The 17,786-nt window shown below is 59.1% G+C and carries 19 protein-coding genes and 1 pseudogene; 10 read left to right on the plus strand and 10 right to left on the minus strand.

Translation table 11 applies throughout. The annotated features are described in order from the left end of the window. Nucleotides 1-233: type VI secretion system amidase immunity protein Tai4 (locus ALO80_RS15100; protein ID WP_174518955.1), on the plus strand; the 233-nt coding region annotated here is incomplete at its 5' end. A 77-nt stretch (nt 234-310) separates the two neighbouring features. Here the strand turns inward: ALO80_RS15100 and ALO80_RS15105 are convergent. Then, nucleotides 311-635: pseudogene (locus tag ALO80_RS15105) on the minus strand (hypothetical protein). A 434-nt stretch (nt 636-1,069) separates the two neighbouring features. On the opposite strand from ALO80_RS15105, the gene ALO80_RS15110 reads away from it, so the two are divergent. Then, nucleotides 1,070-1,303 (plus strand): DUF6124 family protein, encoded by a 234-nt coding sequence (locus tag ALO80_RS15110; protein WP_054986182.1) that lies wholly within the window; start codon nt 1,070-1,072, stop codon nt 1,301-1,303. 41 nt (nt 1,304-1,344) lie between these two features. On the opposite strand, the gene ALO80_RS15115 is transcribed toward ALO80_RS15110, so the two are convergent. The 4 genes from ALO80_RS15115 to ALO80_RS15130 form a co-directional block, all read right to left on the minus strand. Next, nucleotides 1,345-2,502 (minus strand): phospholipase D-like domain-containing protein, encoded by a 1,158-nt coding sequence (locus ALO80_RS15115; protein WP_055009576.1) that lies wholly within the window; start codon nt 2,500-2,502, stop codon nt 1,345-1,347. Nucleotide 2,503: 1 nt separating this feature from the next. Continuing rightward, entirely contained in the window at nt 2,504-3,085 is a 582-nt protein-coding gene (locus tag ALO80_RS15120) for a YceI family protein (RefSeq protein ID WP_055009577.1), read from the minus strand. An 81-nt stretch (nt 3,086-3,166) separates the two neighbouring features. Then, the gene (locus ALO80_RS15125; protein ID WP_055009578.1) at nt 3,167-3,505 is read right to left on the minus strand and encodes a hypothetical protein; all 339 of its coding nucleotides are present in this window, start codon (nt 3,503-3,505) and stop codon (nt 3,167-3,169) included. Beyond that, nucleotides 3,502-4,608 carry a serine hydrolase domain-containing protein gene (locus ALO80_RS15130; RefSeq protein WP_055009579.1) on the minus strand — a complete coding sequence of 369 codons (1,107 nt, stop codon included), beginning with the start codon at nt 4,606-4,608 and terminating at the stop codon, nt 3,502-3,504. Before ALO80_RS15130 ends, ALO80_RS15125 begins: the two co-directional genes overlap by 4 nt. Nucleotides 4,609-4,942: 334 nt before the next feature. Here ALO80_RS15130 and olsB point away from each other — a divergent pair, with 334 nt between their 5' ends. Beyond that, nucleotides 4,943-5,692 (plus strand): L-ornithine N(alpha)-acyltransferase, encoded by a 750-nt coding sequence (gene olsB, locus ALO80_RS15135; protein ID WP_054986187.1) that lies wholly within the window; start codon nt 4,943-4,945, stop codon nt 5,690-5,692. Then, complete coding sequence (locus tag ALO80_RS15140) at nt 5,692-6,564, plus strand: lysophospholipid acyltransferase family protein (RefSeq protein WP_055009580.1); 873 nt, start codon at nt 5,692-5,694, stop codon at nt 6,562-6,564. Before olsB ends, ALO80_RS15140 begins: the two co-directional genes overlap by 1 nt. Here ALO80_RS15140 and ALO80_RS15145 read toward each other — a convergent pair. Further along, on the minus strand, nt 6,522-7,121 hold the full coding sequence (locus ALO80_RS15145) for an acyl carrier protein phosphodiesterase (protein ID WP_055009581.1): 600 nt from the start codon (nt 7,119-7,121) through the stop codon (nt 6,522-6,524). The two genes, ALO80_RS15140 and ALO80_RS15145, sit on opposite strands and share 43 nt — an antisense overlap. Before the next feature lie 164 nt (nt 7,122-7,285). On the opposite strand from ALO80_RS15145, the gene ALO80_RS15150 reads away from it, so the two are divergent. From ALO80_RS15150 to ALO80_RS15160, 3 genes are read left to right on the plus strand one after another with little or no spacing between them, the layout of a single operon-like run. Next, nucleotides 7,286-7,600, plus strand: coding sequence for an ArsR/SmtB family transcription factor (locus ALO80_RS15150; protein WP_003405921.1), 315 nt, complete (start codon nt 7,286-7,288; stop codon nt 7,598-7,600). Nucleotides 7,601-7,629: 29 nt separating this feature from the next. After that, nucleotides 7,630-8,796: an MFS transporter gene (locus ALO80_RS15155; protein WP_055009582.1), complete on the plus strand. Its 1,167-nt coding sequence runs from the start codon at nt 7,630-7,632 to the stop codon at nt 8,794-8,796. Nucleotides 8,797-8,817: 21 nt separating this feature from the next. Then, the gene (locus ALO80_RS15160) at nt 8,818-9,867 is read left to right on the plus strand and encodes an alkene reductase (protein WP_054986192.1); all 1,050 of its coding nucleotides are present in this window, start codon (nt 8,818-8,820) and stop codon (nt 9,865-9,867) included. Nucleotides 9,868-9,937: 70 nt separating this feature from the next. Here ALO80_RS15160 and ALO80_RS15165 read toward each other — a convergent pair whose 3' ends face one another. From ALO80_RS15165 to ALO80_RS15180, 4 genes are all read right to left on the minus strand, one after another. After that, nucleotides 9,938-10,741, minus strand: a complete 804-nt coding sequence (locus tag ALO80_RS15165; protein ID WP_055009583.1) for a hypothetical protein — start codon at nt 10,739-10,741, stop codon at nt 9,938-9,940. Nucleotides 10,742-10,880: 139 nt separating this feature from the next. After that, on the minus strand, nt 10,881-11,732 hold the full coding sequence (locus tag ALO80_RS15170; protein WP_055009584.1) for a hypothetical protein: 852 nt from the start codon (nt 11,730-11,732) through the stop codon (nt 10,881-10,883). An 84-nt stretch (nt 11,733-11,816) separates the two neighbouring features. Next, on the minus strand, nt 11,817-12,809 hold the full coding sequence (locus tag ALO80_RS15175; protein WP_055009585.1) for an NAD-dependent epimerase/dehydratase family protein: 993 nt from the start codon (nt 12,807-12,809) through the stop codon (nt 11,817-11,819). A gap of 74 nt (nt 12,810-12,883) precedes the next feature. Then, entirely contained in the window at nt 12,884-13,783 is a 900-nt protein-coding gene (locus ALO80_RS15180) for a LysR family transcriptional regulator ArgP (protein ID WP_054986196.1), read from the minus strand. 94 nt (nt 13,784-13,877) lie between these two features. Between ALO80_RS15180 and ALO80_RS15185 the strand changes: the two genes are divergently transcribed. The 3 genes from ALO80_RS15185 (at nt 13,878) to ALO80_RS15195 (ending at nt 17,670) form a co-directional block, all read left to right on the plus strand. After that, the gene (locus tag ALO80_RS15185) at nt 13,878-14,480 is read left to right on the plus strand and encodes a LysE/ArgO family amino acid transporter (RefSeq protein WP_054986197.1); all 603 of its coding nucleotides are present in this window, start codon (nt 13,878-13,880) and stop codon (nt 14,478-14,480) included. A gap of 192 nt (nt 14,481-14,672) precedes the next feature. Beyond that, nucleotides 14,673-15,254: a superoxide dismutase [Fe] gene (sodB, locus tag ALO80_RS15190; RefSeq protein ID WP_003313497.1), complete on the plus strand. Its 582-nt coding sequence runs from the start codon at nt 14,673-14,675 to the stop codon at nt 15,252-15,254. A gap of 388 nt (nt 15,255-15,642) precedes the next feature. Then, nucleotides 15,643-17,670 carry a putative bifunctional diguanylate cyclase/phosphodiesterase gene (locus ALO80_RS15195; protein ID WP_055009586.1) on the plus strand — a complete coding sequence of 676 codons (2,028 nt, stop codon included), beginning with the start codon at nt 15,643-15,645 and terminating at the stop codon, nt 17,668-17,670. Nucleotides 17,671-17,786 lie beyond the last annotated feature (116 nt).

Genomic DNA, 17,786 nt, shown 5'->3' on the forward strand with positions numbered 1-17,786 from the left:
GTGACTGGACCTACTATGACATGGAAAAAAGCCCCCTTGCCGTCAAGGCGCTGGTTGAAAAATACCTTGCCCGAGACTACACAAACCCTTTGGCCGAATCCCAGATAAAGGGTATAAAATTCGACCTGCTGAAATGCCTGGACATGTACCACAGCAAGGAACTCGACACGTTGACGAAGAAGGTCGTGACCCACCCAAATCAGACCTACATGCAGAACATCAAAAAGCCTTAAACAGTCCTTTCATACAACAAGCCTGTCCAGCGAACGCTGCACAGGCTATTTTCGTTACAAGCACTCTACTCCGCCCATTACCTATAGGGCGCAGACGCATCATGCTGATTCAATATGATCCGATAGCGTTTTAACGTCTCGCATACGTTAATGTACTGCTGGCTGAAATACCGATAAACAGCGCCAGCCACTTCCACGCCTACACCAATGGGTGTGTCGGCAATCTTCACGTTACTCAGAGCGCTGTCCGTCAGCAGAATCTGCGCCCGATGAGCTGTCCAGGTAGTCGAACAGCGTGAGCTTCAAAACCACTGGCGAGAACAGCAGCCAAGAGAAGAATTTGTAATTGAACTTTAGATTGAGGCTTTCCGGCTGCGGCCCCTGACTCCCTGTGTTATTCATTTCCCGCCCTTTACGCTGAACACGCCTTTATGGCGTAGCAAAGCGTGCACTCATCTTTTCGATCAGGTAATGAAAACAGGCTCAGAAAACCCTTTTTGATAATTCTTGTAGGAATTAACAGCAGGAAGCCTCACTTCCATTTGAAGGAAATTTCCGAGAAAATCCCGGCCTCTTGCGCTTGGCTACCCAGGTCTCTAGCCTTCATCGATCGCTGCCCAATCAGCGATCAGGTTTGGTAGACCTGAGTGACCTCGCGCAATGCGCCACCTTCTCAAGGCGCATTTTTTCGGCCTGCGTTTATGGTGGCCGTGCGCTTGGCGTCTTCGGACGCACCGGCTTGCCTGGTCACCGGTCTACCAACCTGCGTACGGCCGCCACCCTGATCGTTTGGTAGCGAAAGGGGCGGCTCCCTTCAATGATCAGGAGTTGCAAACATGCCCCATAAAATCGTTCCCGACCCGCCCACCGCCCTGTTCACCGTCAACGCATCTGTCAGCCAGGAAGAAGCGCTCAACTACGCTTCGGATCTGCTGCGCTGCATCATTACGACGGCTTATGAGTCCGGCGACAGCACCCAGGGCACCAGCCGTGATCTGGCGTTTTCAGTGCTGCACATGGCCGAGATGGCCAAGGCCATGATTGACCGTTCGCTGGAATGCGTCGTTTGACGAGATGACAACCCGGGGCCGCGCTCGGCCCCGTGTAACCCTCAATTACGCTGATCCAGCAAGTTCACCACCAGCCGGTCGATCCAGCCCCACACGCGCTGTTTGACCCGTCGCCACAGCGGTCTGGCCTTCCAGTCTGCCAGTGTGGTTTCGGCGCTCAGGGCGAAGTCTTTTTCAAAGCTGGCAACCACGTCGCCAGTCAGGCCTGGGTCGTGGGCTTCAAGGTTGGCTTCCAGGTTGAAGCGCAGGTTCCAGTGATCGAAGTTGCACGAGCCGATGCTCACCCAGTCGTCGATCAGGACCATTTTCAAATGCAGAAAGCAGGGCTGGTATTCGAACACCTTGACCCCGGCCCGCAGCAGGCGCGGATAGTAGCGGTGGCCGGCATAGCGCACGGACGGGTGATCGGTGCGCGGCCCGGTCAGTAGCAAACGCACATCGACGCCCCGCGCCGCCGCCCTGCGCAAGGCGCGGCGAACTTTCCAGGTGGGCAGAAAGTAGGGGGTCGCCAGCCAGATGCGCGTTTGCCCGGTGTTCAGCGTGCGCACCAGCGATTGCAGAATGTCCCGATGCTGTCGGGAGTCGGCATACGCCACACGGCCAAGGCCTTCACCGGCTACCGGGGCGGAGGGCAGATGATCCAGACCGAAGTTTTCTTTCGGACGCCAGGCGAAGCGCCGGGCATTAGCGTGGAACTGCCGATTGAACAGCGCTTGCCAGTCGATCACCAGCGGTCCGGTGATTTCTACCATCACTTCGTGCCACTGGCTGACGTCCTTGTCCGGCTCCCAGAATTCATCGGTCACACCTGTACCGCCAACCACCGCAACTGCCTTGTCCACCACCAGCAGTTTGCGATGGTCGCGGTAGAAGTTGCGCACGCCGCGTCGCCAGTGAATCGGGTTATAGAAACGCAGGATTACACCGGCATCGGTCAGTTGCTTGCGCAGCCCGGCATCGAAGGCTTTCGAGCCGAAGTCGTCGAACAGGCAGCGCACGATCACACCACGCCTGCCCGCCTCGACCAGCGCCCGCACGATGGCATCGGCGCAGGCCCCGGCTTCGACCAGGTACAGCTCCAGATCGACCTGCTGCTCGGCGCGATTAATGGCGGCGATCATGCGCGGGAAGAACGCCGGGCCGTCGATCAGCAATTGAAAGCGGTTGTTTTCACGCCACGGAAAAATCGCACCGTTCATATCAGCGCGCCGTGAAGATCAGAACAGCCCCGACCGGGACTGACAGGCTGATCGCCGACAAACCTGCAGCGCCGCGCAAACCGTTGAAGTCAGGGACCATGTCGAAGTCCTGAGCATGAAGCACCAGCGGCTCCAGCGTCACCACCTGAAAGCGGCGCTCGTCGAGACGCGTGGCCAGCAGTTCGGCGTTATAGCTGTGGGTCTTGCCGCGCAGGCTGACGGTCAAGGGTAAACGCAGCTCCAGTTGCGCACCCGGTGCCAGGGCGTTAATCGGACGCATGTCGAGCTGGGCATTGATTTGCGCAGCGGGGAACTTGCGCACCTGAAACACCTGCTCGCGAAGGCGCTCGTCACGCAGGGGGATGCCAGTGCTGACGGAGTCTGTTTCGACCTGCACTTCAGCCAGCCCTTTGGCGTCAACCTTGCCGTGCAGCACCAGGAAACGATGCACCTCGGCAATATCCGTATTTTTGGTCGAGGTGAAGGAGAGTCGCGAAGACTCGTTATCCAGATACCAGTTCGCATGGGCGGGTAACGCCACTGCGGCCAGCATGACCAGCAGCAGGCGATTCATAGTGAGCATGCAGACTCCAGACGAGCAATTGAGGGCCACCTTATCCGCCTGTCTGACCTCTGGCAAACTGCGACGTTCGGCAGCGATCCATCAAGGCTCGGATGGCAACAGGCGACAGCCCTGTCGCTCACCCTGCCACGAGGCGGTGCTGGTTCGTCCAAAGCCGTTGGCAATGACCCGTTTCTGGCTGCTGTCGTCGATCAGGGTACTGGGCACGTACTGTTTGACGTAGCCCAGGCAATACGCCTCGGGGTTGTTCATGACGTACCGGCACGAGCAGTATTCCTTGGCGGTGTAGGCACTGATGATGGTGGGGAACGCCTGCAGGTTCACACGGTACTGCCAGGCGAGTAGCGCAAGTGCGGCAAGAATCAGCAACAACAGGCTGCTGAACGGGCGGCGCAGGATGAACATTCGACGATTGCTCATTGCCCGCCCTCCTTGCCCAGTGCTGCCTGCACGCGCTTGAGCATCTGATTGTGGTCGTAAGTGCCGTCGCGGTCATCGGCGTAGCGCACGATCACCAGCTTTTGCGAGGGAATCACATACAGTGCCTGCCCCCAATGCCCCAGCGCGGCAAAAGTATCAGGCGGAGCGTCTGGCCACGGCCCTCTGCCGCCATCGGCCGTACGGTTGAGCCACCACTGACCGCCGGGGACTTCAGCACGGGCATCCACGTGCTCGCCCGCAAACGGCGTCAACACGAAGTTCATCCAGTCGTTGCCGAGCAGTTGCCGATCCTGCCATTGCCCGCCACGCTGCATCAACAAGCCGACACGCGCCAGGTCGCGAGCGGTCATATAGGCATAGGACGACCCTACAAACGTACCCACGCCATCGGTTTCCCAGACGGCGCTGCGGATGCCGAGCGGGTCGAACAGCGCAGTCCAGGGGTAGCCCGGATAGGCCTGGGCCCCGACCATGGTTTTCAGGGCGGCGGCCAGCACGGTGCTGTCGCCGCTTGAGTATCGGTAAGCCTTGCCGGGGGAGCTGGCGACTGGATGATCAGCGGTGAAACGCGCCATGTCGTCACGTCCTCGGGTGTAGAGCATGGCGACTACAGAAGAGTTGAGCGGCGCGTATTCGTAGTCTTCCTGCCAGTCCAGACCCGAGGCCCAGTGCATCAGGTCTTTGATGGCGATATCGGCATGCGCCTTGAACGGCGCATAGAACTTCGCTACCGGATCGTTCAGCTGAAAACGCCCCTCTGTAAACGCCACACCCAGCACCGTCGCCATGATGCTTTTGCTGATCGACCAGGTCAGGTGCGGGGTTTGCGCGGTGGTGACACCGGCATAGCGTTCGTAGACGACTTCACCGTCGCGAATGACCAGCAACGCATCGGTGCGTATGCCCTTGCGCGTAGCGTCGTCGCGAGACGGGAAGGCGTAAGCCTCAAGCTCTTCGATTGCCGCAGACCGCGGCACAGACCGAGAAAGCCATTGCTCTGTCGGCCATGCTTGAGCAGCGACGCCCTGGGCACTGCAGCCCAGGATCAGAACCAGACACAGACGGACAAATCTACGCGGCATGACAGGGCCTCTAAAGAGTAATCCGCACACCGTATCAGCGTTTCATGACAGTCAGCCATTACCTCGAAGCCGGACGCAGAGCCTCCAGAACGGCATGCCCGGGCAAAGTATCAGCCCTGTTTTTTGGGCTCTTCGCGGCGTGTGCATCACCATGAGTGCGGAGCATCGCAACGATAGTGATCCGTCTGTGACGGCTGCAAGGTCGCCCGTCACACAACCATCACCAAAGCTTCACAGGCATGACACGCCATCTCCCTAGCCTGCAAGTACGGCAAAGCGCCTGGAAAAATCAGTCAACCAGCCCACTCTGCATGGCTGGCTCATGGAGATTCGTATGACCCAGATCGCCCGTGACAACGCTTCTGAACGTCGTCTTCAGGCCGAGCGCCTGATTGGAACGCGCGCCTTGCAGGAAGCACAGGCATTGCGTTTCAGTGTATTCAGCGAAGAGTTCAACGCTCGCCTGAACGGTGCTGAACAAGGCCTGGATATCGATGACTACGATGTTCACTGCTCGCACATCGGTGTGCGTGACATGAACACCGGGCGTCTGGTTGCCACTACCCGGCTGCTCGACCACCAGGCTGCCAGTACGCTGGGGCGCTTCTATAGTGAAGAAGAGTTCAGCCTGCACGGGCTGGTTCATCTGCAGGGCCCTATTCTTGAGCTGGGGCGTACATGCGTCGATCCGGCCTACCGCAACGGCGGCACCATCGCGGTGTTGTGGAGCGAGCTGGCCGAGGTGCTCAACGAAGGCGGCTACAGCTACCTGATGGGCTGTGCGAGCATTCCGATGCAGGACGGCGGCATTCAGGCACACGCGATCATGCAACGTCTGCGCGAGCGCTACCTGTGCAACGAGCACTTGCGCGCCGAGCCGAAGAACCCGCTGCCGACACTGGACATCCCGAGCAACGTGATCTGCGAGATGCCGCCGCTGCTCAAGGCCTACATGCGTCTGGGTGCCAAAATCTGCGGCGAGCCGTGCTGGGATGAAGACTTTCAGGTGGCCGACGTGTTCATCCTGCTCAAGCGCGACGATCTGTGCCCTCGTTACGCTCGCCACTTCAAGGCGGCTGTGTGATGAGCCGGGCACGCGGCTATGCCCGCGTAGTCCGGGTGCTGCTGGTGGTGGCGCTCGGATTGACGATTGCCGGTGCGTTCGCGGTTCTGGAACGCACCAGAATCGGTGGCTCCATGGAACGCAGACAGCGCTGGAGCCGTTGGTTCATGGCACGCCTGACCAACGCCCTGCCCTTTCGCGTGACCGTGACTGGCCAACTGCCAACCCAGCCGATGCTGTGGGTCAGTAATCATGTGTCGTGGACCGATATCGCATTGCTTGGCATGCTGGCACCGCTGTCATTTCTGTCCAAGGCCGAAGTACGGACCTGGCCGGTGGCGGGCTGGCTGGCGTTGAAGGCCGGAACGCTGTTCATTCGTCGTGGATCGGGCGACAGCCGTTTGATCCAGAAGCAGATGTGCAATCACCTGCAACAAGGCAACGCACTGCTGATTTTCCCCGAAGGCACCACCACCGATGGCAGAAGCCTGCGCACCTTCCACGGCCGTCTGTTGTCCAGTGCCATTGAAGCCGGTGTACCGATCCAGCCGGTAGCCATCGGCTACTCGCGTGACGGCAAGCCGGACCCGATTGCCCCGTTCATTGGCGACGATGACTTGCTGTCCCATTTGCGCCGACTGTTCGCCAACGAGCAGAGCGATGTGCATATTCACCTGCTGACACCTATCCCGACGGCAGATCAGGAACGCGCCGCACTGGCCTTCAAAGCCCAGCAGGCCGTTCAGGCCGCACTGGCCTTCAAAGCCCAGCAGGCCGTTCAGGCCGCACTGTTCGGCGAGCCGGCAGTCGATGAGCCAGTGATCAGTAAGCCGGTGCCCGGCGAGCTTGCTCAGCCAGGCGAGGTAGCGTCGCGTTCGTCCAGAGCAGCCTGAGCAAAAGCCTCCAGTTGCGGATAGAACTCGGCAAAATCCGCGCTCAGGGGCTGGTACAACGCCTGCAGTTCCTGCATGCCGCCTGCCAGCCCTTCGGGTCGTGACAAGCGCCGGGAGATGCCGTTCAGCACCTGTTCCAGCACCTCAAAGTCCCGATACGAACCTAGCCAGTCCTGCGCCGCCATGCGCGGCGCGATCAGTGCCAGCCGCTCGGGCAATTGCGGCTCGGCGGCCAGCGTGCCATAGACTTTGCGGGTGAATGCGTCCAGCGGCAGATCAGCATAGTGATGCCAGTCACGCGCCAGACAATGATCAAAAAAAACGTCAAGCATGATGCCCGCATAGCGCCTGCGCTGAGGCGGAAATCGGGCAATGGAGGCTTTGATCAGCGCGTGGCTGTCAGTGAACGCGTCGATGCTTCGATGCAGACGAATAGCCGCCTCGAGCTCCGCGGGAAAACGTCCCGACAGCGGACCCTTGACGAAGTCGCCATACAGGCTGCCAAGCAATTGAGCGGGGCGGTGCCCGCCGAGGTGGAGATGTGCCAAGTAGTTCATGGCGACAAGCCTACGCCGCTTTCAAGCCCCGGGTCTATATATCGATATAACCCGATATAACGATTTGTTCAGTCCTAAGCACCAAATCATATTTGTATATCGCGAAATACAGATATAAGGTTCGCTCTATCGCGATATATCGCTACACCGCCTCTGAGTACGCCATGCCTATCGACCTCGACGACATAATAAAAGCCCTGGCCCATCCGGTCCGCCGAGAAATCCTGACCTGGTTGAAGGACCCGCGCGCGAGCTTTCCCGCCCAGGAATACTCAATCGAACACGGCGTGTGCGCCGGACAGATCGATCAGCGCGCCGGGCTGTCCCAATCCACTGTCTCGGCTCATCTGGCGACCTTGCAACGCGCCGGGCTGATCAGCAGCAAGAAGGTCGGCCAGTGGCATTTCTTCAGACGCAACGAAGAAGTCATACAGGCATTCGTGCAGGCGCTGGTTGAAGAGCTGAACAACCCGACCTGACTTTTCCAACGTTTACCAGGAGCTGACCCGTGCCTCTTTCGCTACTTATTCTGGCCCTGAGCGCCTTCGCCATCGGCACCACCGAATTCGTCATCATGGGCCTGCTGCCCGATGTGGCGGCTGACCTCGGCGTATCGATCCCCGGTGCCGGCTGGCTGGTGACCGGCTATGCGCTGGGTGTCGCCGTCGGTGCGCCCTTCATGGCTATGGCCACGGCAAAACTGCCACGCAAGGCCGCGCTGGTCACGTTGATGGGGATTTTCATCATCGGCAACCTGCTTTGTGCGCTGGCCAGCGACTACAACGTATTGATGTTTGCCCGCGTGATCACTGCACTGTGTCACGGTGCGTTCTTCGGTATCGGATCGGTTGTTGCTGCAGGGCTGGTGCCTGCCAACCGCCGTGCGTCGGCCGTGGCACTGATGTTCACCGGCCTGACGCTGGCCAACGTGCTGGGCGTGCCTCTGGGCACCGCGCTGGGACAATACGCCGGCTGGCGCTCGACCTTCTGGGCTGTAACGGTCATCGGCGTGATTGCATTGATCGGTCTGATCCGCTTTCTGCCGACCAACCGCAATGAAGAAAAGCTCGACATGCGTGCCGAACTGGCTGCGCTCAAAGGTGCCGGTATCTGGCTGTCGTTGACCATGACCGCACTGTTTTCAGCCTCCATGTTCACGCTGTTCACCTACATTGCTCCGCTGCTCGGTGAAGTCACCGGTGTATCGCCCAAGGGCGTGACCTGGACGCTGCTGTTGATCGGCCTGGGCCTGACCGCTGGTAACGTGATTGGCGGCAAGATGGCTGACCGCCGCTTGTCCTCGACGCTGATTGGCGTGTTCATCTCGATGGCGGTGATCTCCACCGCGCTCAGCTGGACCAGCACCGCGCTGATCCCGACAGAAATCACTCTGTTCCTCTGGGCGGTCGCGGCCTTTGCCGCTGTCCCGGCCTTGCAGATCAACGTAGTGACCTTCGGTAAAGCCGCACCCAATCTGGTTTCAACCCTGAACATCGGCGCATTCAACGTCGGCAACGCGCTCGGTGCCTGGGTCGGTGGCAGCGTCATCGCCCACGGCCTGGGCCTGACCAGCGTACCGCTGGCTGCCGCCATGCTGGCAGTGCTTGCACTGCTGATCACGCTGATTACTTTTCGTCAGACCGGCAACCCTGACCTGGCACCTGCTACGCATTGATCCATTACGAGGATTCGACACATGACGACTATCTTTGACCCGATTACCCTTGGCGATCTGCAACTGCCCAACCGCATCATCATGGCACCGCTGACCCGTTGCCGTGCCGATGAAGGCCGTGTGCCGAATGCCATGATGTCCGAGTATTACGTGCAGCGCGCCTCGGCAGGGCTGATTCTCACCGAAGCGACCTCCGTGACGCCCATGGGCGTGGGTTATCCCGACACGCCGGGTATCTGGTCCAATGATCAGGTGCGTGGCTGGAGCAACATTACCAAGGCGGTGCACAACGCCGGTGGCCGCATCGTGCTGCAGTTGTGGCACGTTGGCCGCATTTCCCACCCGTCCTACCTGAACGGCGAAACCCCGGTGGCCCCGAGTGCCATTGCAGCTGAAGGCCACGTCAGCCTGATGCGCCCGATCACCCCGCTGCCGACCCCGCGTGCCCTGGAACTGGCAGAAATCGCTGACATCGTCGACGCCTATCGGGCAGGTGCAGAAAACGCCAAGGCTGCAGGCTTCGACGGCGTGGAAGTGCACGGTGCCAATGGCTATCTGCTTGAGCAGTTCCTGTTGACCGGCACCAACCAGCGCACCGATGAATATGGCGGTTCGGTAGAAAACCGTGCCCGTCTGCTGCTGGAAGTGACGGATGCGGTCATTGAGGTATGGGGCGCTGGTCGCGTAGGCGTACACCTGTCACCCCGCGCCGACATGCATGACATGAAGGATGAAAACCGCGCTGAAACCTATGGTTACGTCGCCAAAGAGCTTGGCAAGCGCGGCATCGCGTTCATCTGCGCCCGCGAGCACGATGCCGAAGACAGTCTCGGCCCGCAATTGAAGAAGGATTTCGGCGGCGTCTACATCGCCAATGAGAAATTCACCAAGGACACTGCAAATGCCTGGCTGGCGCAAGGCAAGGCCGACGCTATCGCGTTTGGCGTGCCCTACATTGCCAACCCGGACCTGCCTGAGCGCCTGGCCAGCGATGCGCCACTGAATGAAGCGCATCCCGAGACGTTTTACGGCAAAGGGCCTGTCGGTTATATCGACTACCCTCGTTTGTAACACAGCGTTGTAATAAAAAACCCTGACTCGCAAGAGCCAGGGTTTTTTATTGACCTTACATTAAGGACCGCTACAGCGTAGCGTCTGGCCTGACGGTACCTAGCACATTACCTTCAGCATCGGTAATCGTACCGTCCGCCATTTTCCAGCGTCCGTCCGGGTAGTTGACCGAACCATCGGCAAAGACCCAGGTGCCGTCCTTGTGCTGAATATCGCCACCCGGGTGCTCTATCGAGCCATCGGTATGCACAGTCGTGCCGTCAAGATGCTGCACAGCACCGTCAGGATGGACAACGGATTGGCCGTCTGCAGACTCGACGCTCCCATTCGGATAGCTGACCGTGCCGTCCGGGTTGAACACACTGTTGAGCGGCTGAACCAGTTGCAGGACGCCCGTTGCGGTATTGACGACTGCCAGCAGCTTGTCCAGACGTGAAGGCGCTGCCGGGTTCGGCGGCATGGTCTGTGGCACCGGCTGAACCGTGGATGGCTTGACCACAGGTTTTACAGGCGGTTTGACCGGGTTTGCTGCTTTGACCGGAGGCCTGACCGGTGGTTTTTGAGGGGGCTTCACCGGATCAGCCACCTTCACCGGAGGCTTTACGGGAGGCTTCGCCGATACGCCCTCCCTGACAGGAGGTCTTACCGGCGGCTTGACCCTTACCGGCGGCCTGGACGGGCGTGGCGATACCAGATTGTCCGGATGCATGGGGGCATCATCCCAAGCGGGTGACTCTGACCAGGATTGCTCTTCAGCATCAAGTTCTGCCGGCTCGGTAGAAACATTCTTGGGCTGGTTCTCTTCACCGGCGATGCGATCTGTTTCGGTTGATGGGTGCAGCGTGTCGGGGCTCATGTCGTTGATTCCATTCATTATTGAAACTCCATTTGTTTAACAGCCAGACAAGCGTAAACCCTCCCTTCATTGGCAAGCACATATCTATTTATGAGTGTACAAAATGATGCCGGGTCATTGCCTGCCGCGACCCGATCGCGGCAGACAGCCCCCAGCGTCAACGGCGTGCGTTGAGCTGTTGCGACAGATTCTGAATCTGGCTGGTCAGGGTATTTATGTTGCGCGTGACCTGAGCGCGAAATGCATCGAACTCGGCAGTATTGGCTTCTGCCGTGGGTGCAGGACGGTTTTCCTGCTCGCTTTTCAGAACCATCAGGTCCTGCTCCAGACGCTCGACGGCGGCAGACGGGTTGCCCTGCTTTTTCAGGGTGGCGACATCAGCTGCCACGCTTTTGATTTGCGCATCCAGCTTGCCTTGGTCAGCCTGTGCAGTTTTCAGGTCGGGCAGCGCGGCCTTCAACGTGGTCAGTTCCGCGACGACACTTTTGAGCTGCTCCTGCAACTGCGCGTTTTCACTCTGCTGCTGAGCGGTTTGCGCGGCCATCTGTTCCAGACGCTTGTCGAGACTGCCCTGCTGGCCTTCAACGCCCTCACGCTGTTTGTCCTGATCCTCCAGCTGCGCTTCCAGCAACTTGATACGCTGCTTGAGCGCCTCTCCATCACTGGAGAGCGCTTCGGTCGCGACGACCTTGCCGGAAATATCCTGCAGGCGCCCCGCCGCTTCTTCGCTGATGCGCGCAAAGCTCTCCTGAGTCGCAACCAACTGCTGCTCCATCAGGGAAACCTGCTGAAAGCTCCACCAGCCAAGACCGCAAAAAGCAATGAACAGCGCACCGACCAATGCCCACAACGGCCCTGTGCTCGGTGCCTTGACCTTGAGCACGGGCGGGGTGCGCGAATAAACCGTGGTGCGCTCGCGTGCGCCATTGCCCGGCGCGAAGTCGTCATCATCGTCCTTGGCGCTCAGGCTGGGAACGTCATCGACGTCGTCGTATGGATCGTTGCGCATGAATAACCCTTCAGGAAGCTGTTAAACCAAAGTCGGGCAGTATAACAACAGCGCTCAACTAATCTCACTGTGCCACCACCGCATTCAGAGTGCGTGCTGTGCCTGCCACCAGCCACAGAATTCATCCAGCGCCGTCCACAGGCTGACCTGAGGCTGATAATCCAGATAATGCCTGGCGCGGCTGATATCAAGCGTAAAGTCCCTGTTCATGACCTGCATGCCGATTCTCGACAGGGTAGGTTCAGGTCGTCCCGGCCACAGCATGCAGGCGCCTTCATTGATCGCCGCAGCGCTGTAGGCCAGCCCGTATGAACGATAACGAGTGACTTGAGGCAACTGCATCTGCCGCATCACATAATTGATCGCGTCCCACAGCGGAACCGGCGTCCCGTTACTGATGTTGTAGGCCTTACCCAGTGCCGAGCCGGTCGCCAGCAAGCTGCTGAGCAGGGCTTCGTTGAGATTGTGCATGCTGGTGAAATCCACCACATTCAACCCGTTGCCGACAATCGAGAGACGCTTTTTGCGCTGCATGTGAAGCAAACGCGGAAAAATGCTGTTGTCGCCCGCGCCGGTGACGAAGCGCGGCCGCAAGGCGATCACCTCCAGACCGAACTCCTCGGCACCGAAGACCTTCTGCTCGGCCAGGTATTTGGTGGCCGCGTAGTGGTTATGAAAGCGCTTGGGCACCTGCTCCTCTTTGAGGCCACGGTGCGATTTGCCGTCAAAATAAATGGACGGCGATGAGAGATGGACAAGCCTTCGCACTCGCTGCTTCAGGCAGCCTTCGACAATGTTTTCCGTAAGCTGCACGTTGCCCTGCATAAAGTCCTGGCGGCGTCCCCACACACCCACTGAACCCGCACAATGCACCACGGCTTCCACGTCATCGCACAGCGCGCGCACCAGATAAGGATCGGCGAGGTCGCCCTGGATGAACTCTGCGCCACGCCGGACCAGGTGCTCGACACCTTCGGCACGGCGGCCATTGATCCGCACGCTCATGCCCTGCTCAAGGGCAAAACGCGCAAAGCGCCCGCCGATGAAGCCGCTCGCGCCGGTGACCAGAATCTTCATTTACCGCTCCATTAACGCATCTGCAGGAGGGCGAAAACCCTGCCTGTCTGAATTACACATGATCGTATTGACGATCATTCCTCGCTCAGCGGCACCAGCCAGTGGGCCGAATGTTGTGCGAGATGTTCGGTGAGGCGCGTCAAGAGCTGTCCGCCATTGCGCCAATGGTGCCAGTACAGCGGCACATCGATGCAGCGATCTGGCAGCAGCTCAAGCAGAGCACCGCTGCGCAATTGGTCGCGCACTTGCAACTCGGGGGCCAGGCCCCAACCCATTCCGGCCTCGATCATACGTATGAAACCTTCGGACGACGGGCACAAATGATGCTCGAAGCCGTCCTCAACACCAAGCAGAGCCAGATAACGGTGCTGCAACAAGTCGTCCGGCCCGTATACGAGGGCTGCCGAACGGGCCAGTTTTTCAGGGCTGACGCCGTCTGGAAAATGCCGATCAATGAATGAAGGACTGGCCAGTGCGCGATAGCGCATGGCCCCCAGCAACTGGCTGCGTGCCCCGGCCACAGGACGCTCGCTGCCACACAGACACGCCGCAACCTCGCCTGCGCGCATGCGCTTGAGGCCTACGTCCTGATCTTCGACAACCAGATCCAGCAGCAGACGGTGCTGCGTACAGAACGCGCCGATGGCCGGTGCCCACCAGGTCGCCAGACTGTCGGCATTCAAGGCGATTCGCAAACGCTCGGGCATCCCCTCTTCATCCAGCGCCGGGACCTGGCTTTGCAAGTCTCGCTCCAGCAACCGAACCTGCTGGACGTGGTTGAGCAAGCGCCGCCCGATGTCTGTCGGGCTGGGTGGCGACGCCCGCACCAGCACTGGCAGGCCGATGCGCGCCTCCAGCAATTTGATGCGTTGCGAAACCGCCGATTGAGACAACCCGAGCACCTGGGCAGCACGTTCGAAGCCCGCCTGCTCGATCACTGCCGCCAATGCAGATAACAGTTTGTAGTCGAACATCAGTTTCCCTAATGAGCGATGAAGATTATTGGTTTTTCTTATAACGCTCAACGCATGAGAATCGCCATCTGAATCTGCTCAATGGAAACTCTTTATGTGGCAAAGCTACCTCAATGGCCTGCTGATCGCAGCGGGCCTGATCATGGCGATCGGTACTCAAAACGCCTTTGTACTCGCACAAGGCCTGCGCCGCGAACACCATGTCCCCGTCGCGTTACTGTGCATCGTCTGTGACGCCATCCTGGTTGCTGCAGGTGTGTTCGGCCTGGCCAACGTGCTGGCACAAAACCCGACATTGCTGGCGGTAGCGCGCTGGGGTGGCGTGCTATTCCTGAGCTGGTATGGGCTGCAGGCCTTGCGGCGTGCCTGCTCGCGGCAAAGCCTGGAACACAGCGCAGCAACTGCCAGAAAATCGCTGCGCACCGTGCTGCTCAGCGCACTGGCCGTTACCTTGCTCAACCCGCACGTTTACCTGGACACCGTGCTGCTGATTGGCTCGCTGGGAGCGCAACAGGCTGCGCCGGGCGCGTACGTCGCCGGTGCTGCGAGTGCTTCGCTGCTGTGGTTCTCAAGCCTGGCACTGGGTGCGGCGTGGCTCGCGCCCTGGCTGGCCCGCCCTGCGACATGGCGCATACTGGATGTGATGATCGCCATCATGATGTTCAGCGTGGCACTCCAGTTGATTCGTTCTGCCTGACGGGTTTCATGAACGCCGGAGCAAACGCGTTGGAACCTCTATCCCACACAGTTGTTGCGTGGTTAAGCCGCAGACCCGGTGCTATGATCCGGGGTCTGCGCCGCAAAAGAGTAAAACTCCCGGTGCATGCTGTATCTGGCCGCCCGTGATCGGCCGTGCGATTACCGCAATTGACCTGAAAGGAGATAAACCATGGCTTTTGAATTGCCGCCACTGCCCTACGCCAAAGACGCTCTGGTGCCGCACATTTCTGCGGAGACTCTGGAATATCACCACGACAAGCATCACAACACCTATGTCGTGAACCTGAACAACCTGGTGCCAGGCACCGAGTTCGAAGGCAAAACCCTGGAAGAGATCATCAAGACCTCCTCGGGCGGCATCTTCAACAACGCCGCTCAGGTCTGGAACCACACGTTCTACTGGAACTGCCTGGCCCCTAACGCTGGTGGCGAACCTACCGGCGCTCTGGCCGAAGCCATCAACAAGGCGTTCGGTTCCTTCGACAAGTTCAAGGAAGAGTTCAGCAAGACTTCCATCGGCACGTTCGGCTCCGGCTGGGGCTGGCTGGTGAAGAAGGCCGACGGTTCCCTGGCACTGGCCAGCACTATCGGTGCCGGCAACCCGCTGACCAGCGGCGACACGCCATTGCTGACCTGCGACGTCTGGGAACACGCTTACTACATCGACTACCGCAATCTGCGTCCAAAGTACGTAGAAGCGTTCTGGAACCTGGTGAACTGGGATTTCGTGGCCAAGCAATTCGCCGCCTGATTCCAGCATCAGCAAAAAACCCGGCCTTGCGCCGGGTTTTTTATGCGCCGGGCTTACACCGATAGTCTGTCCAGACATCTGTTTGGGTAACGACGTCAGACATCGACCTGCCAGTCAGACGAATCGCAAATGTTTTTTCGCCTGCCGCTGTTACTTTGTGTATTGTCAGAAAACGCTAGCTGACTCGCATCACGATGTAATTCTTTACAGTGTTCTGCTCAAGTTACCCATCTGGCCACCCGACACACTAAGGTGGCTTGGGCCAGTAGGTGCAAGGAACGCGAAGATCAGCCAGACGCACCGCTTCTGACCAGTTCACGGCGGGAGACGCTGGCTTTTCGAGGGTCATGAGGCGCTCTGTCCTCCGACACGAACTAAGGAACGGCCATTGAAGCTGGAACTCAAGAACAGCCTGTCGGTAAAGTTGCTGCGCGTTGTACTGCTTTCGGCGCTGCTGGTAGGCGTCGTGCTCAGCTGTGCGCAAATTGTTTTCGACGCCTACAAAACACGTCAGGCCGTCGCGAGCGATGCCGAACGAATTCTCGGAATGTTTCGTGACCCTTCGACTCAGGCGGTCTACAGCCTGGACCGCGAGATGGGCATGCAAGTCATCGAGGGCCTGTTTCAGGATGACGCCGTACGCATGGCGTCGATCGGACATCCCAACGAAAGCCTGCTCGCCGAAAAAGACCGCCCCTTGAAGGCGTCTCCAACACGATGGCTGACGGACCTGATCCTTGGCCAGGAACGCAGCTTCACCACCCAATTGGTAGGTCGCAGCCCCTACAGCGAATACTACGGCGATCTGCGCATCACGCTGGACACTGCCAATTACGGCGAAAGCTTTCTGGTCAATGCCGGAATCATTTTTGTCGCCGGCGTGTTGCGTGCTTTGGCGATGGGCCTGGTGCTGTATCTGGTTTATCACTGGTTGCTGACCAAGCCGCTGTCAAAAATCATCGAACACCTGATTGCGATCAACCCTGACCGCCCCAGCGAACACCAGTTGCCCTTGCTCAAAGGTCACGAAAAAAACGAACTGGGGATCTGGGTCAATACCGCCAACCAGCTGCTTGCCTCTATCGAGCGCCACACTTATCTGCGCCACGAAGCGGAGAACAACCTGCAGCGCATGGCGCAATATGATTTTCTGACCGGGCTGCCCAACCGGCTACAGTTACAGACCGGGCTGGACAGAATTCTGGAAGACGCGGGACGTCAACAGCACAGGGTCGCGATTCTCTGCGTGGGCCTGGATGACTTCAAAGGGATCAACGAACAATTCAGCTATCAGGCAGGCGACCAACTGTTACTCGCGCTGGCCGACCGGCTGCGCGCCCACAGCGGGCGACTCGGTGCACTGGCGCGCCTGGGCGGTGATCAGTTTGCGCTGGTGCAGGCAAAAATCGAGCAACCCTATGAGGCGGCAGAGCTGGCACAGAATATTCTAGATGAGCTGGAAGCACCTTTCGCAGTAGGCGAACAGCAGATCCGCCTGCGCGCGACCATCGGCATCACACTGTTTCCGGAAGATGGCGACAGCACCGAGAAGCTGCTGCAAAAGGCCGAGCAGACCATGACACTGGCCAAAGCCCGCTCGCGTAACCGATACCAGTTCTACATCGCCAGCGTCGACAGCGAAATGCGCCGCCGTCGTGAACTCGAAAAAGATCTGCGCGAAGCGCTGCCACGCAATCAGTTGCACCTGGTCTACCAACCGCAGATCAGCTATCGCGATCACCGCATCGTTGGCGTGGAAGCACTCATCCGCTGGCAACATCCGGAGCATGGTCTGGTGCCACCGGATGTATTCATCCCGCTGGCCGAACAGAACGGAACCATCATTGCCATCGGTGAGTGGGTGCTTGATCAGGCGTGCCGCCAACTGCGGGAATGGCTTGATCAGGGCTTCACCGATCTACGCATGGCGGTCAACCTGTCGACCGTGCAGCTGCACCACGCAGAACTGCCGCGCGTGGTGAACAATCTGTTGCAGATCTACCGCCTGCCGCCCCGCAGCCTGGAACTGGAAGTGACCGAAACCGGGCTGATGGAAGATATCAACACTGCCGCCCAGCACCTGCTCAGTTTGCGCCGCTCTGGTGCATTGATTGCCATCGACGACTTCGGCACCGGTTATTCGTCGTTGAGCTACCTGAAAAGCCTGCCGCTGGACAAGATCAAGATCGACCGGAGTTTCGTGCAGGATCTGATTGATGACGACGATGACGCCACCATCGTGCGGGCCATTATCCAGCTGGGTAAAAGCCTGGGCATGCAGGTCATTGCCGAAGGTGTGGAAACAATCGAGCAGGAAGCCTATGTGGTGACCGAAGGTTGTCATGAAGGTCAGGGCTACCCTGTCTCTTATACACNNCCCCGCCATTCCCTTTATCGACGCAGGATTCCGTCATGATTCGTATGCCTCTGGCAACCGCTAGTCTGTTGGCCATCGCTATCTCTCTCGCCGGTTGTGGCGAAGGCAAGGACAAGGCCGCCGCCCCGGCACCCGCGCCAGCCACTGCTCCTGCG

It is taken from the genome of Pseudomonas caricapapayae (assembly GCF_001400735.1).
In the GTDB taxonomy this organism is placed as follows: domain Bacteria; phylum Pseudomonadota; class Gammaproteobacteria; order Pseudomonadales; family Pseudomonadaceae; genus Aquipseudomonas; species Aquipseudomonas caricapapayae.

Bases quoted from the DNA above. Each gene is read 5' to 3' on its own strand.
- ALO80_RS15175 (WP_055009585.1), bottom strand. From the start codon at position 12,809: ATGAAGATTCTGGTCACCGGCGCGAGCGGCTTCATCGGCGGGCGCTTT.
- ALO80_RS15125 (WP_055009578.1), bottom strand. From the start codon at position 3,505: ATGAGCAATCGTCGAATGTTCATCCTGCGCCGCCCGTTCAGCAGCCTG.
- ALO80_RS15145 (WP_055009581.1), bottom strand. From the start codon at position 7,121: ATGAACTACTTGGCACATCTCCACCTCGGCGGGCACCGCCCCGCTCAA.
- sodB (WP_003313497.1), top strand. From the start codon at position 14,673: ATGGCTTTTGAATTGCCGCCACTGCCCTACGCCAAAGACGCTCTGGTG.
- ALO80_RS15115 (WP_055009576.1), bottom strand. From the start codon at position 2,502: ATGAACGGTGCGATTTTTCCGTGGCGTGAAAACAACCGCTTTCAATTG.
- ALO80_RS15165 (WP_055009583.1), bottom strand. From the start codon at position 10,741: ATGAATGGAATCAACGACATGAGCCCCGACACGCTGCACCCATCAACC.
- ALO80_RS15180 (WP_054986196.1), bottom strand. From the start codon at position 13,783: ATGTTCGACTACAAACTGTTATCTGCATTGGCGGCAGTGATCGAGCAG.
- ALO80_RS15170 (WP_055009584.1), bottom strand. From the start codon at position 11,732: ATGCGCAACGATCCATACGACGACGTCGATGACGTTCCCAGCCTGAGC.
- ALO80_RS15110 (WP_054986182.1), top strand. From the start codon at position 1,070: ATGCCCCATAAAATCGTTCCCGACCCGCCCACCGCCCTGTTCACCGTC.
- ALO80_RS15185 (WP_054986197.1), top strand. From the start codon at position 13,878: ATGTGGCAAAGCTACCTCAATGGCCTGCTGATCGCAGCGGGCCTGATC.
- ALO80_RS15140 (WP_055009580.1), top strand. From the start codon at position 5,692: ATGAGCCGGGCACGCGGCTATGCCCGCGTAGTCCGGGTGCTGCTGGTG.
- ALO80_RS15160 (WP_054986192.1), top strand. From the start codon at position 8,818: ATGACGACTATCTTTGACCCGATTACCCTTGGCGATCTGCAACTGCCC.
- ALO80_RS15130 (WP_055009579.1), bottom strand. From the start codon at position 4,608: ATGCCGCGTAGATTTGTCCGTCTGTGTCTGGTTCTGATCCTGGGCTGC.
- ALO80_RS15120 (WP_055009577.1), bottom strand. From the start codon at position 3,085: ATGCTCACTATGAATCGCCTGCTGCTGGTCATGCTGGCCGCAGTGGCG.
- olsB (WP_054986187.1), top strand. From the start codon at position 4,943: ATGACCCAGATCGCCCGTGACAACGCTTCTGAACGTCGTCTTCAGGCC.
- ALO80_RS15150 (WP_003405921.1), top strand. From the start codon at position 7,286: ATGCCTATCGACCTCGACGACATAATAAAAGCCCTGGCCCATCCGGTC.